Source organism: Staphylococcus pettenkoferi (assembly GCF_002902685.1).
In the GTDB taxonomy this organism is placed as follows: domain Bacteria; phylum Bacillota; class Bacilli; order Staphylococcales; family Staphylococcaceae; genus Staphylococcus; species Staphylococcus pettenkoferi.
In genome coordinates this window covers 33,501-55,828 of record NZ_PPRN01000043.1, presented here as the reverse complement: position 1 = coordinate 55,828, position 22,328 = coordinate 33,501, and the positions used below count along the sequence as shown (strand labels likewise).

Sequence of the window (22,328 nt, the reverse complement as noted above, 5' to 3'; positions counted from 1 at the left end):
TCACAATATAAGCTAGGAGATCCACTATGCGAGAAAAATGGTACAAAAATTTAATTGGCGCGCGTACGATTAAGACAGGCTTAGCGACCTTTCTAACCGCTTGGTTCTGTTTACTTTTACATATGAACCCTATCTTTGCGATATTGACAGCTATCGTCACGATCGAACCGACAGCGAAAGCGTCGTTACATAAAGGTTATAGACGTTTACCTGCGACGGTTATCGGCGTCGTCTTCGCGGTTGTCTTTACATACTTCTTCGGCGATGATTCACCTTTCTCATATGCGCTAACTGCTCTATGTACTATCATTGTCTGTACAAAGTTTAATTTACAAGTCGGTACTACTGTAGCAACCATGACAGCGTTAGCGATGATTCCAGGTATCCACGATGCGTTTATCTATAACTTCTTCTCACGATTTTTAACTGCGATTATAGGGCTTGTGACTGCAGGATTAGTTAACTTTATGGTCTTACCACCGAAATACTACGCCCAGCTTGATAGCTTAATTAATAAGACAGAGTCGCAAATGTATAGCCTTTATAGCAACCGTATGCAGCAACTGTTGATTGGTAAATTTAAATCTGACGCATCAGAACGTGCTTTAGATAAAGTAATTAGTTTGAATAATCGTGTCGATACGCTCTTGAGTTACCAGAAGGATGAGCTAGGCTATCACAAACATCGTGATAAAGAATGGATTCAAGTTCGGCGCATTACGTCACGTTCACATACCAATCGCTTGTTTATCACACATTTATCTAACATTATTTATTTGCCTAAAAATGTTCAAGTTGTCTTCAACAGCGAAGAGCGTCTAGCCATTCTTAAGATTTCTCAAAGTATTAACAACATCTTCTCAACAGGACACTTCGAGCGCGAGAAATCTTCCGCTTCTGTCTTAAAACGTTCCGTTAAAGGCTTAGACGAATTTGACGACAATCAAATTAAAAGTCACATCATTTACGAAATTTTACTCATCTATCGCATTCTAGACGGCCGATATGCGAAGTAATGGTAGACTTCGTTTTCTACACAATCGGTTCTAGGATAAGAGTCAATAGAGCTAATATCAAGTTAAGAAGAAAAGTGGGACTGATCTACACGCTCGTAGTCAGCCCCACTTTTTAGCTTTTATTTACTTTTCTTCACGCGGTCAACGATTACTTGTTTTGCGGCTTCTTCCTCTGTATTATTCAACTCACGTGGCTCAAAAGGAATGCTTTTACGCTCACAAGCTTTTTCCAACAGATAATCTGTCAACTCATGGTTTTTAGGTAAAATAGGTCCATGAAGGTAAGTACCTAATAAATTCTTATAGTGAATACCTTCTTTTTTATCTGTATCATTATTGCCATAACCATGCGTCACGCGACCTAGCGTACCGAAGTCATGATGTGTGCGTCCACCGTGGTTTTCGAAACCTACAATCGTGCCAAAGGTTTCACTCTCAATCACAATATCACCTGTGAGACGCTCTTTCTGAGACGTCGTATAGAAATCGAGGATACCCAGACCATCAAGCTCAGTACCGTCAGGAGTGATATATTTTGTCCCTAGGAATTGATAACCACCACAAACAGTAAGTCCAGGCATACCATCTTCAATAGCAGCTTTCAACGTATCTTTAATCTTACTCAACTCAGCTGTAGCAAGTGATTGTTCACGATCACTGCCTCCACCGATAAAGAAGATGTCACACTCATCTAACGTCACACCTTCAGTTTCATTGATATCGACTACATTCAATTTAATATTACGCCACTTCGCACGTTGCTTTAAGGCAATAATATTCCCAATATCGCTGTATAGATTTAATTTATCTGGCATAAAGTGGTATACAGTCAGTTCATTCATGACTTCGTTTCCTCCTCAAATGAGCGATTTAATTGCTCTAACATTGGAGCCAGAGATGTATAGTTCGGCACCGCAACTGTATAACTTGGATATTTCATCGTTAACGCTGTCGCTTTATAAATATCTTTCTCAACGATCACAGGCACTTCTATTTCCGCAAGTTTCAAGCGTAATTGTAATTCTTCAGCACGTGTACCTGTAACGATAATGGCTTCAATATCTTGTTCTTGCAATTTCTCGAAATCTGCATCGTAAATCCAAGAAGTATCTCGGCCATCAGCAGCATTATCATTCAAGCTTATAACATAGACTTTCTTGTGTTGTAACTGCTCACCTACTGACAGACTGGCATTCATTCCAGCAGGGTTTTTAGCCAAGTTAATCATCGCTTCTTTCGCACCTGACTTGAAGTATTGCATACGGCCATTGTCAGAGGTATACGTCTCGAAACCTTTCTGAATGGACTCGTGATTAAGGCCTAGTTCACGCAGCACAGTGTATGCAGCAAGCGCGTTGTAGGCGTTGAAGTCTCCGGCAATCTTCATATCCAAGAATCTGCCATCGACTTTGATATTTAAAAATGGTGTCGTTTCAAAGTTTGAGATTTCATATTTAGGTTGCTCACGCTTAAAGCCACAGTCGCAATGATAGTGTCCAATCTGATTGTAATGAACGTAGTCATAAGTAAGTAAAAGACCACAATTTGGACAATACTTACTCTCGTTCATCGTGCTTTGTTCGAAATCATGTGCATGCTTAGCAATACCGTAATAAACACGGTCATCACTCGCTATTTTCAAACGACTCACGAAAGGATCATCTGCATTGAGCAACATTTTAATCCCTTTATTACTAATCGCACGAGCAATATTCTCTACCATAATATCAATTTCACCGAAACGATCCATTTGGTCTCTGAAGAAGTTAGTAAAGACCATCATAGTAGGAGTAACTTCTTTCATCACACGAGGAATAGAGCCTTCATCAATTTCAATTACAGCAATCTTAGTTTCTGGTTTACTTTGAAGGATAAAGGCTGAAGTGATACCTGCTGCCATGTTGGCACCTTCATTATTATGTACAATATCAATATGATTTGCTCTTAGTGTATGACCGATGAGGTTTGAAGTTGTCGTCTTACCATTTGTACCGCTGATAAATACAACCTCATCTACTTCTTGCGCTAAATTTCTTAATATATTTTTATCCACTCGACGCGCGACTTGGCCGGGTAAATCCGTACCCTTCTTTCCAGCCATCTTACTTGCCATACGCGCAAGCTTTGCCAAGTGGGTTGCCGTCCATTGTCTCATGTTCTTCCTCCTCTTATATCACTCAAATATTATAACACGACCGACTATCTTTCCAAACCATTCTCAATTAAAAATGATTTTCATTCTCTCAGATTAGAATTATTTTAATTTGCAATTGAGAATAGACATGTTATACTACACTTAACAACTAAAGGGAGGATACAATCATGTTAGATAAAAAGTTATTAGATGCATTAAATGAACAAATGAACCACGAATATTATGCAGCACATGCATACATGGCTATGGCTGCTTACTGTGACAAGGAATCATACGAAGGTTTCGCAAACTTCTACATTCAACAAGCGAAAGAAGAAAGATTCCATGGTAAGAAAATTTATGATTACATTAACGACCGTGGCGAACACGCTGTCTTCAGTGCACTTTCAGCACCTAAAGCAGAGTTCAAAAGTATTCTTGAAACGTTCGAAGACGGTTTAGCTCAAGAACAAGACGTTACACGTCGTTTCTACAACTTATCTGATATCGCAAACGAAGCGAAAGATTATGCAACAATTTCATTCTTAAACTGGTTCTTAGACGAGCAAGTTGAAGAGGAATCAATGTTCGAAACACATATCGATTACCTCAAACGTATCGGTGACGACTGCAATACATTATACTTATTTGAAAAAGAACTTGCTGAACGTTCTTTCGACGAAGAATAATTAGGTAAATTTAACCTTATTAAGATAAATTAAATTCAATCTAAACGAAATAAAGCACTAAGATGTCAATCTCTCTGAGAACACATCTTAGTGCTTATTTATTTGATCTCTATGACGAAGTAACGATGTATGTGAGATCCTCCATTGCGACAGATAACTCATTTCGAGTTGCGCTTCGCTACCTCGATGAATAGTCAGTCTCATTTTATTAGATCCGTTGAAAGCAAAGATTTGAATACTATTTGGTCTAAATAAGTAATTATGCAGTAGCTGTCTGACTTCATAAAGGCTTCCGCTTTTATGAAGCCTAGTCTGTCTTGCTCCCACAGATTTATCGCTTGACTCATCATGTCGAAAGGATTAAATTCAGTGCATAACTGTTTACGTAAAGGAGGTACAAAGGTGAATTCAGACAATGCATTTGTCGCTTTAGACTTTGAAACCGCAAACGGTAAACGTACGAGTGTTTGTTCCGTCGGTATGGTGAAAGTCGTTAAGCATCAAATTGTAGAAAGTTTTTACACACTCGTAAATCCCAAAGATTATTTCTCTAAAACTAATATTGCAGTACATGGCATCCAACCTGAACAAGTGACAGACGCGCCTACCTTTGATGAGGTCTTCCCATACATGCTCAAATTTATCGACAACTTACCGGTCGTCGCACACAATGCAGCATTTGATATGTCGGTTCTTCATGCAAGTTTGAAAGCGCAGAATATCCCGACGCCACAGATGACCTATTTCTGTTCCTGCCAGCTCGCACGTCGTACCGTCGACAACTATCGTTATGGTTTGAAACATATGATGGATTTCTATCGTCTTGATTTCCACGGCCACCACGACGCTTTAAACGATGCGAAAGCATGTGCGATGATTACATTTCGACTGCTGAAACACTATGACAGCTTAGATCATATGCTTCAAGTTTATGGGAAACAGCTGACTGATAAGGACTATTAAACTGGTACGTCTGCCCTACCTGCCTTACTATAAGAAATCATAAATACTCATATTCTCATACGTCGATTGTTCCAAATTGCCGACTGTCACTCCAACAAGTCTAATCGGCACTTCAGGATCTTTCAAATCGGTATACAACTCATACGCAATGTTATAAATATCTGTTTCATTGCGAATCGGGTCTCTTAAACTTCTCTGTTTGGAAAAGGTCTCAAAACGATAGGTTTTAATTTTCACAGTCACTGTCTTCCCTGACTTCTGAATTCGAGAGAGTCGTTCTGCTGTCTTCGTGCTGAGCTCCCAAATCTTATTCAATACCTGATCGTCGTCATTCATATCTGTCGCAAAGGTTCTTTCTGTGCCTACTGATTTGCGAATACGCTCAGATTTGACTGGACTTTCGTCAATACCACGTGCTTTATTGTATAAGCCATGCCCTTTCTTGCCAAAGAGTCGTATCAATTCTCTCTCACTTTTATCATACAAATCTTTACCTGTGTAAATACCGTTCGCATGCATCTTCTCTTCTGTCGTCGGGCCTACGCCTCGAAAGCCACCGATATCTAAATTCATCAATATCTCATGGACATTATTATAATCAATGACGGTAAGATTATTGGGTTTATTCATCCCACTCGCTAGTTTAGCTAAAAATTTGTTATAAGAGACACCTGCGGAAGCGGTTAGTTGTGTTTGCTCGTAAATATCTCGACGGATAAACTCTGCGATTCGAGAAGCCGGTAAATCAGGACGGACTAAATGCGTAATATCTAAATATGCCTCATCCAAAGACAAAGGTTCCACAATTTCGGTATAACTGCGAAAGATTGCCATAATTTGTTGTGAAGCTTCACGATATTTATCAAAGCGAGGTGTCACATAGTAACCGTCAGGACACAATTTGTGAGCTTGAGCCATGGGCATAGCAGAATGCACACCATATTTACGGGCCTCATAGGATGCTGTAGAAACGACACCTCGCCCGCTCGCTTTACCACCTACGATAACCGGCTTACCCTTCAAATCTGGATTGTCTCTCATCTCTACTTGTGCGTAAAAATAATCCATATCTATATGGATTATTCGTCGTTCTGCCACATGACTCACCTCCTTGCTAATGTTAGTCTTAGTCATTTCTGTAGCCACAAGAAAAGCTCCGATACGCGCCTATGCCATTTAGTTATATTGTAACTAAAATGACCGTCAGACACAGTGATCGGAACTGAAAGTTGTTATATTTATATGCAGCGTTTAAATTTATTTCACTTTATCTTCCTTCGTGTAAAAGATAACGCCATCACTACTATCTTCCACATACTTTACATGCTTATTCCATGCACTCGCAACGAAATACATATCGACGAGGCAATAGCCTACGTGGATGCTTGCGATAAAGATAAGTGCTGAATAAGAGAAGAAGACGAAAACGACGAATAAACCTAAAGTGATGACTACCAATGGCGCAATCATAATCGTGATATATTCCCACTTCTTAAATACTTTATCCGGCACATAGCTTGTAATAATTCCAAAGCGTTGGCGAATTTGTGGTTTCCCCTTTTTCGCAAAGGCTTTATAGAGGACAAAGTGCATCGCTTCATGAACGACAACCATAAGAGCAGCGCCTAGTAAGCCGTAAAGTATATTTAAGATAAAGTTCTCTTCATGTACATGAGTGAATAAATGCGCACCTTTATAACAAATGAGAATGCTCATCATCACCACGATAACTTGTAAGAGAATAAAGCGCTCGATAGACTTTTTATTATTAAAGAAATTAAGTTTGACCACTGCTCGTCCTCCCAAATCTATATAATATCAACAGTGTGAGCTTCATAGCGATGTGTGTACACTACACGCTCAATTACAAACTACTGTAGAGAATGTCTTTCTAAAATTTGCGCACCAATTGCGCTACCGTCTCAACATGCGTCGTTTGTGGAAACATATCTACGGGCGTAATTTCTACGAGATCATATAAGTCCTTGAGTTGCGTCACATCACGTTGTTGTGTCGCCGGATTACAAGAAATATAAATAATCTTCTTAGGTTGAAGTTCACGCAGCGTTTGAATAAAGCGCTCATCACAACCTTTACGCGGCGGATCCACCATGACTACATCAGGACGAATACCTTGCTCTTTCCATTTTAGAATAACTTCTTCCGCTTTACCAGGGACAAAAGTCGTATTGTTGAATCCATTTCGAGTCGCATTAAGACGGGCATCCTCGATAGCATCAGGTATCACTTCTACGCCATACACATGTTTAGCTTTAGGCGCCATATAGAGACCGATCGTTCCGATACCGCAATACGTATCTAGTACGACTTCTTCACCTTGTAAATCAGCATAATCAAGCGCTTTCTGATACAGTTTTTCCGTTTGGGAAGCGTTAATTTGATAAAAGGATTGATCACTAATTTTAAATTCTACATCCGATAAACGGTCATCGATTTGTTCTGCGCCATATAGTAGTATCGATTTTTTACCCATAATTACGTTGGAATGAGAGGTGTTAATATTCTGTTTGATACTCATGATTTGAGGAAATTGAGAGGTCAAGCGCTGAACGAGCGTATTGCGTTGTTTAAACTTTTTACCATTCGTCACGAAGATCACCATGAGTTGATCTGTATAATACCCGCTTCGAATTACCACATGACGCATGAGACCACGCTTACTTCGTTCATCATATACGCTTACACCAAGCTCATCGAACCATTGTTTCAATGCCACCATAATCTCATTCTGTGAAGGGTGCTGAATCAAGCATTCTTCCATATCTATGATATCGTGGCTACGTTGTCTAAAGAAACCCATCTTCACATGCCCATCTTTGTTTTGCCCTACTGGTAATTGAGATTTATTGCGATAATACCAAGGGTCTTCCATACCGATGACATCTCGGATAGGTGTATCCGCAAAGTTCCCTTTACGGTGGAACAAGTTAACGACTTGCTCTTTCTTCATAGCAAGTTGCGCTTGATAATCCATATGTTGAAGTTGGCACCCACCACACTTGTGATAGTACACGCAAGGCGGCTCTACGCGTGACTCACTCGCGACATTCACTTGCTGTAACTTCCCTATCGCAAAGTTCTTCTTTACCTTAATAATCTTGTATTCAATCTCTTCATCGATAAGCGCATAGGGTACGAAGATAGGATAGCGGTCAATCTTCACTACACCGTGACCTTCATGCGTCAAATCTTGAACTGTGCCTGTCTTTATATCATTCTTCTTAATATCTATCATCTTACTCTCACTCCACATGAAAAGAGGTTAGGTACTGACTCAACTGCCTAACCTCGTGAATTGAAGAAGCAAGACAAACCTTTGTCTTGCTCTATATATTGAACCCGTATTGCCAATATAGCCATTCTTTAAGCAACACGCACAATATTCCACATTACTTGTGATACAGACCTTACGAGTGTGTTAATTCTTCATTGTGAATATCGTTGGGCGTAAACACTTCAATATGTCTTTCTAAATTCAAGAAGTTTCCTGGTAATTTACCCCCGTATTCCCCATCCACATTGAGTTGCATATTCGCAAACGAAGAAATACTTACTGATTTCGCTTTTTTATAAATGACTTTCGGATGTTTCGTATGTTCACCGCGTGATGCAAGTGTCATAATATGACCCAATTCAGCTAGGTTGGCTTTTTCAACAATAATAAGTGTAAAATAACCGTCATCTAACTTAGCATCCGGAACCAACTTCTCAAAGCCAGCCATAGAGTTCGTCAATCCAAGAAGGAAGAGTAACGCTTCGCCTTGGAAGATCTCACCATCATACTCTATTCGAATATCGACGGCTTTCATCTGAGGTAGCATCTCGAAACCTTTAATATAATACGCGAATGGTCCGACAATCGATTTCAACTTACTTGGCGTCTCATAAGATACCTCAGTGAGTTTACCACCTGCCGCTAAGTTGATAAAGTAACGGCTATTCATCTTACCGATATCCACTTGTGTCGTGTGACCATTAACGATGACATCAACGGCTTTCATGATATTAGATGGTAAATGTAAGGCACGACCGAAGTCATTGACTGTACCCATTGGGATAATGCCTAGTTTCGGGCGATTAGGTTGTTCAGCTATCCCATTCACGACCTCGTTTAACGTGCCGTCACCACCCGCTACGATGAGCAAGTCATATTCTTGTTCTAAAGCACGTTCAGCTTCTTTCGTCGCATCTCCAGAACGCTCTGTCGCATAAGCGCTCGTTTCGTATCCTGCCTTCTCAAGCTTGATGAGTACATCAGGTAGAGCGCGTTTAAACATCTCCTTACCTGATGTGGGGTTATATATTATTCTCGCTCGTTTTCTCATAATTTCAACCTCGATTTTATATACTCATATTCTATATTAAAGGATATATACTATTCTTCAAAGTATTTAGATTTTCGTGCGGAAGCTGATGTTATCTTGGATGTGAATTTATTTTCAGACATATTGCTTTTTAAAAGTATGACAAAACGCCCGAAGTCATTTTACTCTCAGCAACAGAAAAACTGCCGATAAAGCGTTTCACTCTATCGACAGTCACAATCATTTATTAACGATTATCTAATTCTTGTTTCAATAATTTGTTAACGATTTGAGGGTTAGCTTGACCTTTAGACGCTTTCATGATTTGACCTACTAAGTAACCCATCGCTTTACCTTTACCGTTCTTGTAGTCTTCAACGGATTGAGGGTTATTGTCTAACGCTTCGTTAACGTATTGTTTCAACGTATCCTCATCAGAGATTTGAACTAAGCCTTTATCTGCCATAATTTGCTTAGCGTCGCCACCGTTTGCAGCTAACTCTGGGAAGACTTTCTTAGCGATCTTACTGCTCATCGTACCGTCTTCAATTAATTTAATCATACCAGCTAAGTTCTCAGGCGTTAACTTCGTATCTTGTAACTCAACTTGATGTTTGTTGAGGTACTCGTTTACGCCACCCATAAGCCAGTTAGAAGTTAATTTGATATCAGCGCCATTTGCGACAGCACCTTCGAAGAAATCGGACATTTCTTTCGTTAGTGTTAAGACGTGCGCATCATATGCTGGTAGTTCGTACTCTTCAACATATTTCTTTTTACGTGCATCTGGTAATTCAGGAATCGTTTGACGTACACGTTCTTTCCATTCTTCGTCAACGTAGAGTGGTACGATATCTGGTTCTGGGAAGTAACGGTAGTCATCAGAACCTTCTTTGACACGCATTAGAATCGTCTTACCAGTAGATTCATCGAAACGACGTGTTTCTTGAAGAATTTCGCCACCATTCAATAATTCCTCTTCTTGACGTTTTTCTTCGTATTCAAGACCTTTACGCACGTAGTTGAAGGAGTTCAAGTTCTTCAACTCTGTCTTCACACCAAATTCTTCTTGGCCATAAGGACGTAATGAAATGTTGGCGTCACAACGTAGTGAACCTTCTTCCATCTTACAGTCAGATACGCCAGTGTATTGGATGATAGAACGTAATTTCTCTAAATAAGCATAAGCCTCTTGTGGTGAACGAATATCTGGTTCAGATACGATCTCAATTAAAGGCGTACCTTGACGGTTTAAGTCTACAAGTGAGTAGCCCTCTTTGTGTGTAGACTTACCAGCATCTTCTTCCATGTGTAAACGTGTGATACCGATGCGACGTGTCTCGCCATCTACTTCGATATCGATGTGACCATTCTCACCAATAGGTTGATCAAATTGTGAGATTTGGTACGCTTTCGGATTATCTGGGTAAAAATAGTTTTTACGGTCAAATTTAGATTCAGTAGCAATGTCCATGTTTAACGCCATTGACGCTCTCATCGCCCAATCTACTGCGCGTCTATTCACAACAGGTAACACACCAGGATAAGCTAAATCAATGACATTCGTATTAGAGTTCGGTTCTGCACCGAAATGCGCAGGTGATGGAGAGAACATTTTAGAATCTGTCTTTAATTCTACGTGGACTTCAAGTCCGATAACTGTTTCAAAATGCATAATTCCACTCCTTATAATTGTTCATATTCATCATGTAAATTGAATTGTGTTTCGTATTGGTATGCAACACGGTAAAGCGTCTTCTCATCGAATGGTTTACCGATAAATTGTAAACCAACTGGACGACCTTTAGACTTGCCACAAGGTAGAGAAATACCTGGAAGACCAGCAAGATTCACTGGTGTAGTGAGTAAGTCGTTTGCATACATTGTTAGTGGATCGTCAATCTCTTCACCAATGTTGAACGCAGGTCCTGGTGTTGTTGGTCCTACAACGACATCATAGTCATTAAAGATACGTTCGAAGTCTTGTTTGATTAACGTTCTAACCTTTTGCGCTTTTTTGTAAAAGGCATCATAGTAACCTGAGCTTAACGCGAATGTACCTAAGTAGATACGACGTTTAACCTCTTTACCGAAACCTTCACTTCTTGAGAATTTGTAAAGTTCTTCTAAAGTCTTAGCTTCTGGTGAATGATAACCGTAACGGATACCATCAAAGCGTGCTAAGTTTGCTGACGCCTCTGAAGAAGCGAGTAAATAGTATGATGGAATACCAAATTTCGTATTTGGAAGTGAAACTTCATCTACAGTTGCACCGAGTTCTCTTAACGTTTCAACTGCTTTCTTCACAAGTTTTTTCGTTTCTTCTTCGACACCTTCACCTAAATATTCTTTAGGTAATGCAATCTTCATACCTTTAATGTCTTGTCCAATTTCAGAAGTGAAATCAACATCATCGACAGGCGCACTTGTTGAATCATGTTCGTCTACACCTGAGATTGCTTGTAATACTAAGGCATTGTCTTTCACGTTACGAGTTAACGGTCCAATCTGGTCTAATGAAGAAGCAAAGGCAACTAAACCGAAACGAGAAACACGACCGTATGTAGGTTTAAGACCCACAATACCACAGTACGCTGCTGGTTGACGGATAGAACCACCTGTATCTGAACCTAAACTAAATGGTACGAGGCCAGCCGCTACAGCTGCAGCAGAACCACCTGATGATCCGCCTGGTACAGCATCGTGGTCAAATGGGTTAAGTGTCTTCTTGAAGTAAGATGTTTCAGTAGAACCACCCATCGCAAACTCATCCATATTGAGTTTACCGATTAATACAGCGTTCTCATTGTGCAATTTGTTCATTACAGTAGATTCATAGATCGGTACGAAACCTTCTAACATCTTACTTGCACAAGTTGTTTCAACACCTTCAGTGATAATATTGTCTTTAATACCCATTGGAATACCAAAGAGTAAACCTTCCATTTGGTCTTTCTCTTGTAATGCGTCGAGCTCTTCAGCTTTCTTCATCGCATTCTCTTTATCTAAAGCTAAGAAAGATTTGATGGTAGCGTCAGTTTCTTCAATCGCATCATAGATATCACTGACTACTTGAGATGGTTTAATCTCTTTGTTGTGAATCATGTTAATTAAATTCTCTACAGACTCATAACGAATCGTCATCTTACGCATCCTCCCCGTTCATGACTGATGGTACTTTGAATTGTCCATCTTCTGTTTCTTTCGCATTCTTCAATGCAAGCTCTTGAGGAATGCCCTCTTGCGCTTTATCTTCACGTAAGACATTCTGTAAGTCTAATACGTGGTAAGTAGGTTCAACATCTTCAGTGTTCGCTTCATCTATTTGATTAGCAAAGTTTAGAATACTCTCTAAAGATTCTTGCATTTCAGTTGTTTCATCTTCAGTAATTTGAAGTCGAGCTAAGTTCGCAATATGCTTAACCTCATCACGTGTCACTCTTGCCATTAGTTTAAAAGCCTCCTTAATTACTCATTCATTACAAAATTGTATCAAAATTAATAGAGAAAATCTATAAGCAGACGCATACTCATAGCTTTGAAGTTGAATAGCATACAAGATGCCTAAAATGATTCCTGAATTGTTCTTATTTAGACTTAATTAGTTTATCAGCTTTGAACCACAAAGAAACCCGCAGATACATCTTTAAATATGCGTCTACGGGCGATCGTAACACTTAAAGCGATTTAGTCGTCCTTTCTACCATGATAAATCGTATTAAAATAAGTACTTGATGTAATCAAATATATAAAGCCATAAATGAGAGTAACCAACACTAAAATAATGAGATTCGACACTAAATAATCCTTATAGTTAATCTTCATTAACGAACCAAGTAAACGATATGCCATTTTACTAGCGACTAACGAATGTACTATGGTCACACCTATAGGTAAAGCAAAGATCCATATAATTTGCTTACGAATAATTCGTTTGATAAGCGGTTTATCAAGACCCACTTTTTTCATAATTTGATAGTTCCGATGATCTTCAAATCCTTCAGAAACCTGTTTGTAGTACATCATTAGGAATATACCAATAAGTAAAGTAATACTAACAATCGTTCCCAAGAACACAAATCCACCAAACACATCAATCATAAGCGAACTTCTTTCCTTCTTACTTTCTATTTGAACTTGATATTTATCTTCTAAGTCTTCTTTATGCGGTTCAATGGCTTGTGAGTTATTGACATTAAATCTGGCTTCAGCATTCGTAGTTAACGCGTTATCATCTGTGACATGTTGCGTTACTTTATTGAGTACATCTTGATCTTTAACGACAATGTACGCATAAGAAAGTGCACCTGCTCCATCAATGTGATCCTCATTTAAATGTCGCGTCCGAAACGTATGTCCTAATAACTTTAAATGCTTAGACTTTTCGATCTCCTCGAGACTACTACCTATACCTATTTCACCTTTTTTTAAATGAAGGTGTTCATGGTTTTCTCTATTGAAATCTTTTTCTGTTTTCAAGTTCAACATTATTATTCCAGAGCCTGATCCTTTTTCTCGAATCTCCCCTTTATCTTCCTTGGCCATCATCGTCGTTTCTTTAACATTTTTAATATCTTTAATCTTCGTGTATTGACGTAAATCTTGAATAATCTTCTCATTTGACTTCACTTGTTTGTCATACGAACTATCATCAAGTTGCGTTATCGTGTAATCTTCTGAAGGCAAGCTTACGATCGTTTTTTGGATGCCTCGATAAGTTGTTAAAGACAAGGATAATGTCACGACTAAGAATGTACATAACAAAGTAATGCTCGCTAAACTTACCGCGTTGACTTTCATGCGAGAAAGTAAACCTGAAATTGAAAAGAAATTCACCTTTTGATAGTAAATGCTAGGAATACTTTTTAAGGCCCTAAGCACGAGCACGCTGCAGGACATAAATAGCAAGTAAGTTCCTAATATGACACTGGCTAAGGCACACAAGAACCCAAGTAAATGATATTCATTTAAAAATGGATTAATCATCAAAGCGCAACTATAAGCAATGATAACGAGTATTACTCCAATAAAGCCAATTATACCTAAAACCCACTTCGACCTTTGTTTCTCCACCTTTTTACCACTTTGTAATAAACCTAATGGTGATTGCAAAGAAATTTGGACATTGTTAATGATAAACAGAACGAGCATTACCACAGCTAAAGCGATAATAGTAATCAACATCGCTCGTACATCGAACGGATAATCCATCGTCGTAAAGTGCTTATTCTCAGTGAGTTTATTGAGTAAGACAAACAATAATAGTCCGAACAAATAACCCCCGATGATACTTAACACTGCAGTGACGATATATTCTACAATGCTTTCAATCAATAGGATTAAACGGAGATGTTTCTTCTCCATTCCTAAAATAATATTGAGCGCAAATTCTTTCTTACGCTGTTTCATTACGAAACGATTGGCATAAAGTATAAAGATAATAAGAAGAAGTGAGACGAAGAAATCACCTGCAACTGAGATTAACTTCGTCGTATCACTTCTCTTCTCTAGAAATTCATTGTTAAAAAGCGAAAAGAGTATATATTGCATTGCGAACATCATCGCCATTGAGATCACAAAGGGAAAGATGATTCGCCGTAGCGAGACGAAGTTACGCATTGCGAGCTTCCACATTAATCGAAAGGTCATCAGTTATACCCCGCTTCCATTAATCATCGCTAAACTATCAGCTATTCGCTTCTGAAATTCACTTTGCGATTCCTCACCGCGATAAATCTCGTGATAAAGCACACCGTCTTTGATGAATAACACACGATTCGCATAAGAAGCATCTGTGTTAGAGTGTGTGACCATTAAGACCGTCTGCCCTTCATTATTAATGTCTCTAAAGATATTCATAATATTCGCTGAGGTTTTAGAATCAAGCGCGCCTGTAGGTTCATCGGCTAACAATAATCGAGGTCGACTAATCAATGCACGTCCGATGGCTACACGTTGTTGCTGACCTCCTGAGACTTCGTAAGGATATTTGTTTATTATATCTTCAATGCCTAGTCCATTTGTGACTTCTTGAAGACGCGCATTCATCACACTGACCTTTTCATCTGACAAGACGAGCGGCAACAGAATATTATCTTTATTGTTCATCGTATGTAATACATTAAAATCTTGGAAGACAAACCCAAGTTGATTGCGTCTAAATCTCGCTATGTCTTTACTTTTTAAGTGACTCGTTTGTTGACCATCTAAAATAATCGATCCTGCCGTCTCTTTATCGAAAGTCGCAATAAGATTAAGTAATGTCGATTTGCCAGAACCTGATTCACCCATAATGGCTACAAACTCTCCTTCTTCAATCGAAATGTTCATATCTTTGAGTGCTGTAACTTGATTGTTACCCCTACCATAAGTCTTCTTGACATTTTGTATTTGCAGTAACATGTGCAGATCCTCCTTTTCTTATTTCTAGGTTCTCCTTTACTTCCTTTAATGATATAAGAAATAACTCCTCGATTCATTCAATCTTTCAATATTGTAAGGTTCAATTTTACTCGTAGGACCCTACCAAACCACTTTTTACCCAATACAAAAAGCCAGAGAGCACGATACTCTCTGACTTAACTTAAGTTAATTACTATTTTTATAAATATGAACTTGAGGCTCGTCATCATCTTTACTTTTACTAATTAACGCTTGCGGATTATTACCATCCTTGATGTGAATTTCATACTCGTCAACGTTATCGAAGTATTTCTTCGCTTGCTCAGTCACATATTGTGTAATACCAATCGTTTCGGCCTTACCGTAATAATCAATTGGCACGTCGATAGAAAGCTGTTGTGGTGATTTCTTATTAAACTTCACTGTACCTACTGCTTGTGTGAAGTTGTTGAAATAAGATTGTAGATTATCATTAAACTGCTTAAAGTTATTATTCAGGCGTTCATCTTTATCAGCAGCCGTTTCTGAAGGGAGCAATGCTGTTGTTTGGTCGATATCTTTCCACTCGTTAATGCGCGTCTTACCTTCGTCCACAGTCGTACCTGCCATAAATTCACCTGGTGTGATGGCGTTCTCACCAGATTGTTTATAAATCGCGAAGTGAATAGGAATATCTTTCAATTCCTTATTCTCACGCAACCGTGTTAAGATTTCGCCTGCCATCTGCTTCCCTTGTTTCTTCACTTCATCCGAATCTAGTTTCTTACTATACGTTTCACCGTTCTTCTCTTTCTGATAGTAATATTTACTATTCATCGCAAGACCAATCGTCATGCCCTTGATGTGCTTACCTTTCGTATCACCACTATCATAGAAGTCTTGTTCGAGGATGTTAGAGAGATAGGCTGGTGAGTGTTCAGCAATCTTCTCAGGATCTTTCTCACCTTCATGAGACGGATTCAAACCTAAATTCTCATCCGCTTTCTTCTCTTTACGCTCATCTTTGTCCATCTTCTTGATTTCATCTTTCGTATACTTAGGGTCTAGATAAGCGTTTACTGTATCTTTATCTAAATATTGACCATCTTGATAGAGATATTTATCAGTCGGAAAGACTTCCTTACTCAAATCCAGTAAGCCGCTTTCAAAGTCTTGACCGTTATAGCTATTTGCCATGTTATCTTGCAGTAGACCACGTGCTTGACTTTCTTTAAAAGGCAAGATCGTTCGGTAGTCATTACCTTGCACGTCCTTATCCGTTGCCTTCTGCTTTACTGAACTTGAATCTTTCTTACTACTCTGTTCTTCTTTATTGCCTTCTTCTTTCTTGTGATCACTATCTTGACCACAAGCAGAAAGCATGACCACTGCTGAGATTAGTAATATGAATGTTCTTTTCATGCTCAATCTCCTCTAACCCTCTATTTCATTTTGCTTATTTACAAAGTCTTCTTCAGACCAAATAGGTGTATCGAATTTCTTCGCTTTGTCGAGTTTTGAACCGGCATCTTCACCTGCGATAACTAAATCTGTCTTTTTCGTCACACTACTTGTCACTTTAGCGCCTTGAAGCTCAAGCCAATTAGATGCTTCTTTACGCGTCATTTGATGCAACTTACCAGTCAGTACGATAGTTTTATCTTTAAAATCAGGATGACCGTCGACCTCAGTGCGTTTGACACCTTTATAGTCCATATTAACATCTTTGTCTTTTAATTTATTAATTAAAGCAATAATATCATCATTTTCCAGATAAGTGACGACAGACTGTGCTAATTTGTGGCCAAAATCTGGAATTTCCATTAACTCATCTTCAGTGACATGGAATAACTGGTCAATCGAACCATATTTCTCAGCTAGAACTTGACTCGCTTTAACACCGAGATGACGAATGCCTAAACCGAAGAGTAAATGCTCGAGTGAATTGGCCTTAGAGCGCTCAATCGCTTCGAGTAAATTCTCAACTTTCTTCGCGCCCATACGCTCTAAAGGTAATAAGTCTTCTTCAGTGAGATAATAAATGTCGGCGATATCACGAATTATGTTGTGTTCGTAAAGCTGATGAATAATCTTCTCACCTAAACCATCAATATTCATCGCTTGGCGAGAGACGAAATGGATTAAACCTTCAACGAGCTGCGCCTGACATTTCGGATTGATACAACGCAACGCGACTTCTCCCTCGATACGCACGAGCTCATGACCACAATTTGGACAGTGCGTTGGCATATGATAAGTTTCTGTACCTTCTGGACGGCGATCAAGAATCGGTTTAATCACTTCTGGAATGATATCGCCCGCTTTCTTAATCACGACACTGTCACCGATACGAATGTCTTTCTCATGAATGAGATCTTCATTGTGTAGTGACGCACGCGATACAGTCGTTCCTGCTACTCTGACGGGTTCTAATATCGCAGTTGGCGTTACCACACCTGTACGACCGATACTAAGCTCGATATCTGTTAGTGTCGTCACAACCTCTTCGGCTGGGAATTTATACGCAATAGCCCAGCGTGGTGATTTCTGAGTGAATCCCATCTCTTGTTGTTGTTCTAAATTATTCACCTTAATTACAATACCGTCGATGTCATATGGCAATTCTTCACGATGCTCTGTCCATTTTTCAATATATGCTAAGACTTCATCAATATTATCCACGCGTTGACGTTCTTGGTTTGTCTTGTAACCGAGTTGATCGAGTTCGTCTAACGCCTCACTTTGCGTTTCTGCGTTAAAGTGCGTAAAGTCATTCACACTATAGAGGAAGACACTGAGCTTACGTTTCGCAGCGAGTTTAGAATCGAGTTGTCGCAATGAACCTGCCGCCGCATTTCGTGGGTTTGCGAAAGGTTGTTCACCTTTAGCCTCTTTTTCTTCATTAAGTGATAAAAAAGACTGACGTGGCATGTAAGCTTCCCCTCGAACTTCGAAAGTCAACGGCTCCTTGATTTTTAACGGAATCGCATGAATCGTTCTCAAATTCTCAGTAATATCTTCACCTGTCGTACCATCGCCACGGGTTAAGCCTTGAACGAAGCGGCCATTCTCATATTTTAAAGAGACAGCTAAGCCGTCAATCTTCAATTCACACATATATTCAACTTGACCAACCTGCTCACGAATACGCTGATCAAATTTATGTAATTCTTCTTCGTTAAACGCATTACCTAAACTGAGCATCGGCGTATCATGATTAACCTTTTCAAAGGTAGATTGCGCCTGACCCCCAACACGAACAGTTGGAGAATCAGGAGAACGAAACTCTGGATGTGCTTCCTCTATATCAATGAGCTCACGCAATAGTTTGTCGTACTCACTGTCGGGTACGGAAGGATTATCTTGGACATAATACTCATAACTATATTGATTTAATAATTCGTGTAACTTCTCCACACGTTCTTGTAATTGACTCACGCTTTAGTCCTCCTTCTTCTCAATAGGTGCAAACTGAGCAAGGAGTCGTTTCGGTCCTGCAGATTTAAAGATAATATCAAGTTCAACCGAACCATTCTTCTCGCTCACATTACTTACCATACCCTCGCCCCATGATTTATGCACAACTTTATCTCCGACGTTCCAATCCGTAGCGACCTGTTTCTTACGTGGGGATACGGTACGTTTACTAAAACCACGTTTTTTAGGTTGTTTCGTCGCAGAGTGGAATTTGCTTCCACTGCCATAGAGTTGATCTTTCTTCTCTACATCTAATAAACCTTCTGGAATTTCATTGATAAAACGAGAAACCATATTAGATTGAGAGCGACCATACAACATACGAGACGTCGCATGGGTCATATAAAGTTCTTCCTCTGCTCGTGTTATCGCTACATAAGCAATACGACGTTCCTCTTGCATTTCGTGATCATCATCACTCTTAATCGCACGAATATGAGGGAAGATCGATTCTTCCATGCCCATGATAAAGACAATTGGGAATTCAAGACCTTTCGCAGAATGCATTGTCATGAGTGTCACACCATTTTCAATTTCCGCTTCATCAATATCTGCTACGAGCGACAGATCAGTTAAGAAATTGATAAGTGATTGTTCTTCAAGTGGTGTCTCTTCTTCGTAGTTTGTCGGCACAGACATAAATTCATCGATGTTCTCTAAACGGCTACGAGACTCAATTGTTTGTGCTTTTTCCAACATTTCACGATAGCCCGATTTAGTGAGCACTTCTTCTACAATTTCACTGATTTCTAGGAACTCTTGTTCTTTAATGAGATTGTTAATCATATCGTAGAAATGAATACATTCTTGTGTGACTTTTTTCGATAAACCAATGAAGTCGACTTCAGCTAAGGCATCAAACATACTAATGTCACTTTGTTGTGCATACTTTTGAATTTTTTCAACAGATGAAGGACCAATGCCTCGTTTAGGCACGTTGATAATACGTTGCAAGCTAATGTCATCGTTGCTATTTGCAATTACACGTAAATAACTGAGTAAATCTTTAATTTCTTTACGGTCGTAGAATTTTTGACCGCCGACCATTACATAAGGAATATTCGATTTCATGAATGATTCCTCGAGCACACGAGATTGTGCGTTAGTACGGTAAAGAATCGCCATATCTTTATAATCTTTACCTTTTTTACGTTGTTTCATGATTTCTTTCACGACGTATTCTGTTTCATCTTTTTCAGTTGTCGCTTCATAGTAATGAATCTTTTCGCCTTCAACGTTCGCTGTCCATAATCCTTTAGGTTTACGCTCAGTGTTATTCTTAATCACTTCATTGGCAGCGTTAAGAATCGTCTTCGTTGAACGATAGTTTTGTTCGAGGTAAATCGTCTTAGCTTCTGGATAATCTTTTTCAAATGACAAGATATTTTGAATATCCGCGCCGCGCCAACCGTAAATAGATTGGTCGGAATCCCCTACGACACATAGATTTTTGAACTTCTTCGCAAGCATATTAACGAGTGTATATTGTGCTTTGTTGGTATCTTGATACTCATCGACGTGAATGTATTGGAATTTATTTTGATAATACTCTAATACTTCAGGCACACGTTCGAATAAATGGATCGTCGTCATAATAAGATCATCAAAGTCGAGCGCTTCGTTTCTAAAGAGCTGACGTTGATAGCCTTTATACACTGTAGCTACCATTTGTTCCATGTAATCAGATGCTTCTTTTTGAGCATCTTCAGGCGTTTTAAGCTCATTCTTCAAATTACTAATTGCGCCCATAAACATACGCGGTTCAAACTTCTTACTGTCGATATTCTCAGTCTTCAAGACATCTTTAATCACTGATTTCTGGTCAGTAGGATCAAGAATAGTGAAGTTACGTTCAATACCGATACGGTCGGCATCGCGTCGTAATATACGCACACACATTGAGTGGAACGTAGACATCCAAATCACTTGTGCTTCTTCACCCACGAGCTGTTCCACACGTTCTTTCATCTCACGCGCTGCTTTATTAGTAAATGTAATCGCTAAAATGTTGTAAGGTGAAACATCTTTTTCATCGAGTAAATACGCAATGCGATGCGTCAACACGCGTGTCTTACCTGACCCTGCGCCAGCCATTATTAAGAGCGGGCCTTCAGTAGTACGCACCGCTTGGCTTTGTTCATCGTTCATCTTCGCTACTAATGGATTCATTTATGACGTGACTCCTTTACTTTGACAGTTTTTAAAGCTTTTTTAATATCTTGATAAATAATATCTCCGACGATAATCGTGTCTGCAAACTCGGCCATCTCTCGTGCTTTCTCTAAACTTGAGATACCGCCACCGTAAAATAATTGCGTTTCTGTTAGCATCTCACTCGCCATCTTAACTTCTTCAACATCGCCATATGTACCGCTATATTCTAAGTACATTACCGGCAACTTGTACATATTGTTGATCATACGCGCATACGCTTCGATGTCCTCCAGTGAGAGATCTGTGTTGGCTTCTGTCTTCGTAGCTACTTTGCTCTCTTCGTTCATCACGACATAGCCTTCGAAGACCACTTCATCGAAATCGATGACGTGACCAAATTGTTTCATAGCTTCGAGCAAGATGCCGTTATGATATGTAACGTTTGTGCTATTCAATACTGTTGGAACGAAATAGAAATCGAACCCAGGCATAACACTTTCTACATTAGAAATTTCTAACACTAGTGGTAGTGGATAGCGACGTACACGACTCATGAGATGGATGACATTGTCTTCTGTAACATTGTCTGTGCCACCTATCATAATCGCGTCCGTATTCGACATACAAACCGCTTCTAAATCATCATCGCTGATTTCCTTAGCGGGATCTAATTTAAATATATGTTGCCATTTCGTAATGTCGTACATAGTCATTTCTCCTTTTCACATACATTGCATTATAGCATTTTTCAACCCACGTTTCTAAGTCGTTGCTATCCTTTCTACACATAATAAAGGGCTGAAACTCATAGGTGTCTCAGCCCTTACTTCGTACGCTATTCTATCGTTTCGATATCCATTCTGTCGAGGATCATTGTATATGCATCGTTGCCCCATTGTAACGAGCGTTTAACTCGAGAAATCGTTGCGGTAGACGCACCAGATTCTTCTTCAATCGTCGCGTATGTGTATCCTTGCTTAATCATCTTCGCAACTTGAAGTCGTTGTGAAAGTGATTGCAATTCATTGACCGTACACAAATCATCGAAGAATTGGTAACATTCTTCACGGTTCTCTAAAGTTAAGATCGCATCAAATAATTCATTAAGTGCTTGGCCCTTAATCTTATCTATTTGCATTATGAAACAACCCCTGTTTTATGATATTTAACAATTTAACGGACTAACACG

General features: G+C 39.3%; 19 protein-coding genes. 3 read left to right on the top strand and 16 right to left on the bottom strand.

Annotated features, from left to right (window positions below; genetic code table 11):
* The first annotated feature begins 26 nt into the window (after positions 1-26).
* Complete coding sequence (locus CD126_RS08435; protein WP_049406403.1) at positions 27-1,016, top strand: FUSC family protein; 990 nt, start codon at positions 27-29, stop codon at positions 1,014-1,016.
* A 119-nt stretch (positions 1,017-1,135) separates the two neighbouring features.
* Here CD126_RS08435 and gatD read toward each other — a convergent pair whose 3' ends face one another.
* Positions 1,136-1,858, bottom strand: a complete 723-nt coding sequence (gene gatD, locus CD126_RS08430; RefSeq protein ID WP_049406404.1) for a lipid II isoglutaminyl synthase subunit GatD — start codon at positions 1,856-1,858, stop codon at positions 1,136-1,138.
* Positions 1,855-3,171 (bottom strand): lipid II isoglutaminyl synthase subunit MurT, encoded by a 1,317-nt coding sequence (murT, locus tag CD126_RS08425; RefSeq protein ID WP_049406406.1) that lies wholly within the window; start codon positions 3,169-3,171, stop codon positions 1,855-1,857. The genes gatD and murT overlap by 4 nt, the downstream gene beginning before the upstream one ends.
* A gap of 167 nt (positions 3,172-3,338) precedes the next feature.
* Here murT and ftnA point away from each other — a divergent pair, with 167 nt between their 5' ends.
* Both ftnA and CD126_RS08415 read left to right on the top strand, forming a co-directional pair.
* The gene (gene ftnA, locus CD126_RS08420; protein ID WP_049406407.1) at positions 3,339-3,839 is read left to right on the top strand and encodes an H-type ferritin FtnA; all 501 of its coding nucleotides are present in this window, start codon (positions 3,339-3,341) and stop codon (positions 3,837-3,839) included.
* Positions 3,840-4,241: 402 nt separating this feature from the next.
* Entirely contained in the window at positions 4,242-4,802 is a 561-nt protein-coding gene (locus CD126_RS08415) for a 3'-5' exonuclease (RefSeq protein ID WP_186311602.1), read from the top strand.
* A 27-nt stretch (positions 4,803-4,829) separates the two neighbouring features.
* On the opposite strand, the gene dinB is transcribed toward CD126_RS08415, so the two are convergent.
* The 14 genes from dinB to CD126_RS08345 all read right to left on the bottom strand — a co-directional run bounded on the left by dinB (position 4,830) and on the right by CD126_RS08345 (position 22,277).
* Positions 4,830-5,900 (bottom strand): DNA polymerase IV, encoded by a 1,071-nt coding sequence (gene dinB, locus CD126_RS08410; RefSeq protein ID WP_049406411.1) that lies wholly within the window; start codon positions 5,898-5,900, stop codon positions 4,830-4,832.
* Between the two features lie 159 nt (positions 5,901-6,059).
* Complete coding sequence (locus CD126_RS08405; RefSeq protein WP_049406413.1) at positions 6,060-6,593, bottom strand: DUF3267 domain-containing protein; 534 nt, start codon at positions 6,591-6,593, stop codon at positions 6,060-6,062.
* Positions 6,594-6,693: 100 nt separating this feature from the next.
* Positions 6,694-8,058: a 23S rRNA (uracil(1939)-C(5))-methyltransferase RlmD gene (gene rlmD, locus CD126_RS08400; RefSeq protein WP_049406415.1), complete on the bottom strand. Its 1,365-nt coding sequence runs from the start codon at positions 8,056-8,058 to the stop codon at positions 6,694-6,696.
* A 172-nt stretch (positions 8,059-8,230) separates the two neighbouring features.
* Complete coding sequence (locus tag CD126_RS08395) at positions 8,231-9,148, bottom strand: diacylglycerol kinase (RefSeq protein WP_049406418.1); 918 nt, start codon at positions 9,146-9,148, stop codon at positions 8,231-8,233.
* 226 nt (positions 9,149-9,374) lie between these two features.
* The gene (gatB, locus tag CD126_RS08390) at positions 9,375-10,802 is read right to left on the bottom strand and encodes an Asp-tRNA(Asn)/Glu-tRNA(Gln) amidotransferase subunit GatB (protein ID WP_103370310.1); all 1,428 of its coding nucleotides are present in this window, start codon (positions 10,800-10,802) and stop codon (positions 9,375-9,377) included.
* 11 nt (positions 10,803-10,813) lie between these two features.
* Complete coding sequence (gene gatA, locus CD126_RS08385) at positions 10,814-12,271, bottom strand: Asp-tRNA(Asn)/Glu-tRNA(Gln) amidotransferase subunit GatA (protein WP_049406419.1); 1,458 nt, start codon at positions 12,269-12,271, stop codon at positions 10,814-10,816.
* Position 12,272: 1 nt separating this feature from the next.
* Positions 12,273-12,575 carry an Asp-tRNA(Asn)/Glu-tRNA(Gln) amidotransferase subunit GatC gene (gene gatC, locus CD126_RS08380; RefSeq protein WP_002472957.1) on the bottom strand — a complete coding sequence of 101 codons (303 nt, stop codon included), beginning with the start codon at positions 12,573-12,575 and terminating at the stop codon, positions 12,273-12,275.
* A 239-nt stretch (positions 12,576-12,814) separates the two neighbouring features.
* Positions 12,815-14,776, bottom strand: coding sequence for an ABC transporter permease (locus CD126_RS08375; RefSeq protein ID WP_103370309.1), 1,962 nt, complete (start codon positions 14,774-14,776; stop codon positions 12,815-12,817).
* Positions 14,777-14,779: 3 nt separating this feature from the next.
* The gene (locus CD126_RS08370; RefSeq protein WP_103370308.1) at positions 14,780-15,529 is read right to left on the bottom strand and encodes an ABC transporter ATP-binding protein; all 750 of its coding nucleotides are present in this window, start codon (positions 15,527-15,529) and stop codon (positions 14,780-14,782) included.
* A 186-nt stretch (positions 15,530-15,715) separates the two neighbouring features.
* On the bottom strand, positions 15,716-16,930 hold the full coding sequence (locus tag CD126_RS08365) for a CamS family sex pheromone protein (protein WP_002472964.1): 1,215 nt from the start codon (positions 16,928-16,930) through the stop codon (positions 15,716-15,718).
* 12 nt (positions 16,931-16,942) lie between these two features.
* Positions 16,943-18,946 (bottom strand): NAD-dependent DNA ligase LigA, encoded by a 2,004-nt coding sequence (gene ligA / locus CD126_RS08360; RefSeq protein ID WP_049406423.1) that lies wholly within the window; start codon positions 18,944-18,946, stop codon positions 16,943-16,945.
* 3 nt (positions 18,947-18,949) lie between these two features.
* A complete protein-coding gene (pcrA, locus tag CD126_RS08355; protein WP_049406425.1) occupies positions 18,950-21,154 on the bottom strand; it encodes a DNA helicase PcrA in 2,205 nt (734 codons plus the stop codon).
* Positions 21,151-21,846 carry a heptaprenylglyceryl phosphate synthase gene (gene pcrB / locus CD126_RS08350; RefSeq protein ID WP_049406426.1) on the bottom strand — a complete coding sequence of 232 codons (696 nt, stop codon included), beginning with the start codon at positions 21,844-21,846 and terminating at the stop codon, positions 21,151-21,153. Before pcrB ends, pcrA begins: the two co-directional genes overlap by 4 nt.
* Before the next feature lie 128 nt (positions 21,847-21,974).
* Positions 21,975-22,277 carry a YerC/YecD family TrpR-related protein gene (locus CD126_RS08345; RefSeq protein WP_002472958.1) on the bottom strand — a complete coding sequence of 101 codons (303 nt, stop codon included), beginning with the start codon at positions 22,275-22,277 and terminating at the stop codon, positions 21,975-21,977.
* Positions 22,278-22,328: the final 51 nt, after the last annotated feature.

Bases quoted from the DNA above. Each gene is read 5' to 3' on its own strand.
- ftnA (WP_049406407.1), top strand. From the start codon at position 3,339: ATGTTAGATAAAAAGTTATTAGATGCATTAAATGAACAAATGAACCAC.
- gatD (WP_049406404.1), bottom strand. From the start codon at position 1,858: ATGAATGAACTGACTGTATACCACTTTATGCCAGATAAATTAAATCTA.
- murT (WP_049406406.1), bottom strand. From the start codon at position 3,171: ATGAGACAATGGACGGCAACCCACTTGGCAAAGCTTGCGCGTATGGCA.
- rlmD (WP_049406415.1), bottom strand. From the start codon at position 8,058: ATGATAGATATTAAGAAGAATGATATAAAGACAGGCACAGTTCAAGAT.
- pcrB (WP_049406426.1), bottom strand. From the start codon at position 21,846: ATGTACGACATTACGAAATGGCAACATATATTTAAATTAGATCCCGCT.
- CD126_RS08365 (WP_002472964.1), bottom strand. From the start codon at position 16,930: ATGAAAAGAACATTCATATTACTAATCTCAGCAGTGGTCATGCTTTCT.
- gatC (WP_002472957.1), bottom strand. From the start codon at position 12,575: ATGGCAAGAGTGACACGTGATGAGGTTAAGCATATTGCGAACTTAGCT.
- gatA (WP_049406419.1), bottom strand. From the start codon at position 12,271: ATGACGATTCGTTATGAGTCTGTAGAGAATTTAATTAACATGATTCAC.
- CD126_RS08345 (WP_002472958.1), bottom strand. From the start codon at position 22,277: ATGCAAATAGATAAGATTAAGGGCCAAGCACTTAATGAATTATTTGAT.
- CD126_RS08375 (WP_103370309.1), bottom strand. From the start codon at position 14,776: ATGACCTTTCGATTAATGTGGAAGCTCGCAATGCGTAACTTCGTCTCG.
- CD126_RS08370 (WP_103370308.1), bottom strand. From the start codon at position 15,529: ATGTTACTGCAAATACAAAATGTCAAGAAGACTTATGGTAGGGGTAAC.
- CD126_RS08435 (WP_049406403.1), top strand. From the start codon at position 27: ATGCGAGAAAAATGGTACAAAAATTTAATTGGCGCGCGTACGATTAAG.
- pcrA (WP_049406425.1), bottom strand. From the start codon at position 21,154: ATGAATCCATTAGTAGCGAAGATGAACGATGAACAAAGCCAAGCGGTG.
- gatB (WP_103370310.1), bottom strand. From the start codon at position 10,802: ATGCATTTTGAAACAGTTATCGGACTTGAAGTCCACGTAGAATTAAAG.
- CD126_RS08395 (WP_049406418.1), bottom strand. From the start codon at position 9,148: ATGAGAAAACGAGCGAGAATAATATATAACCCCACATCAGGTAAGGAG.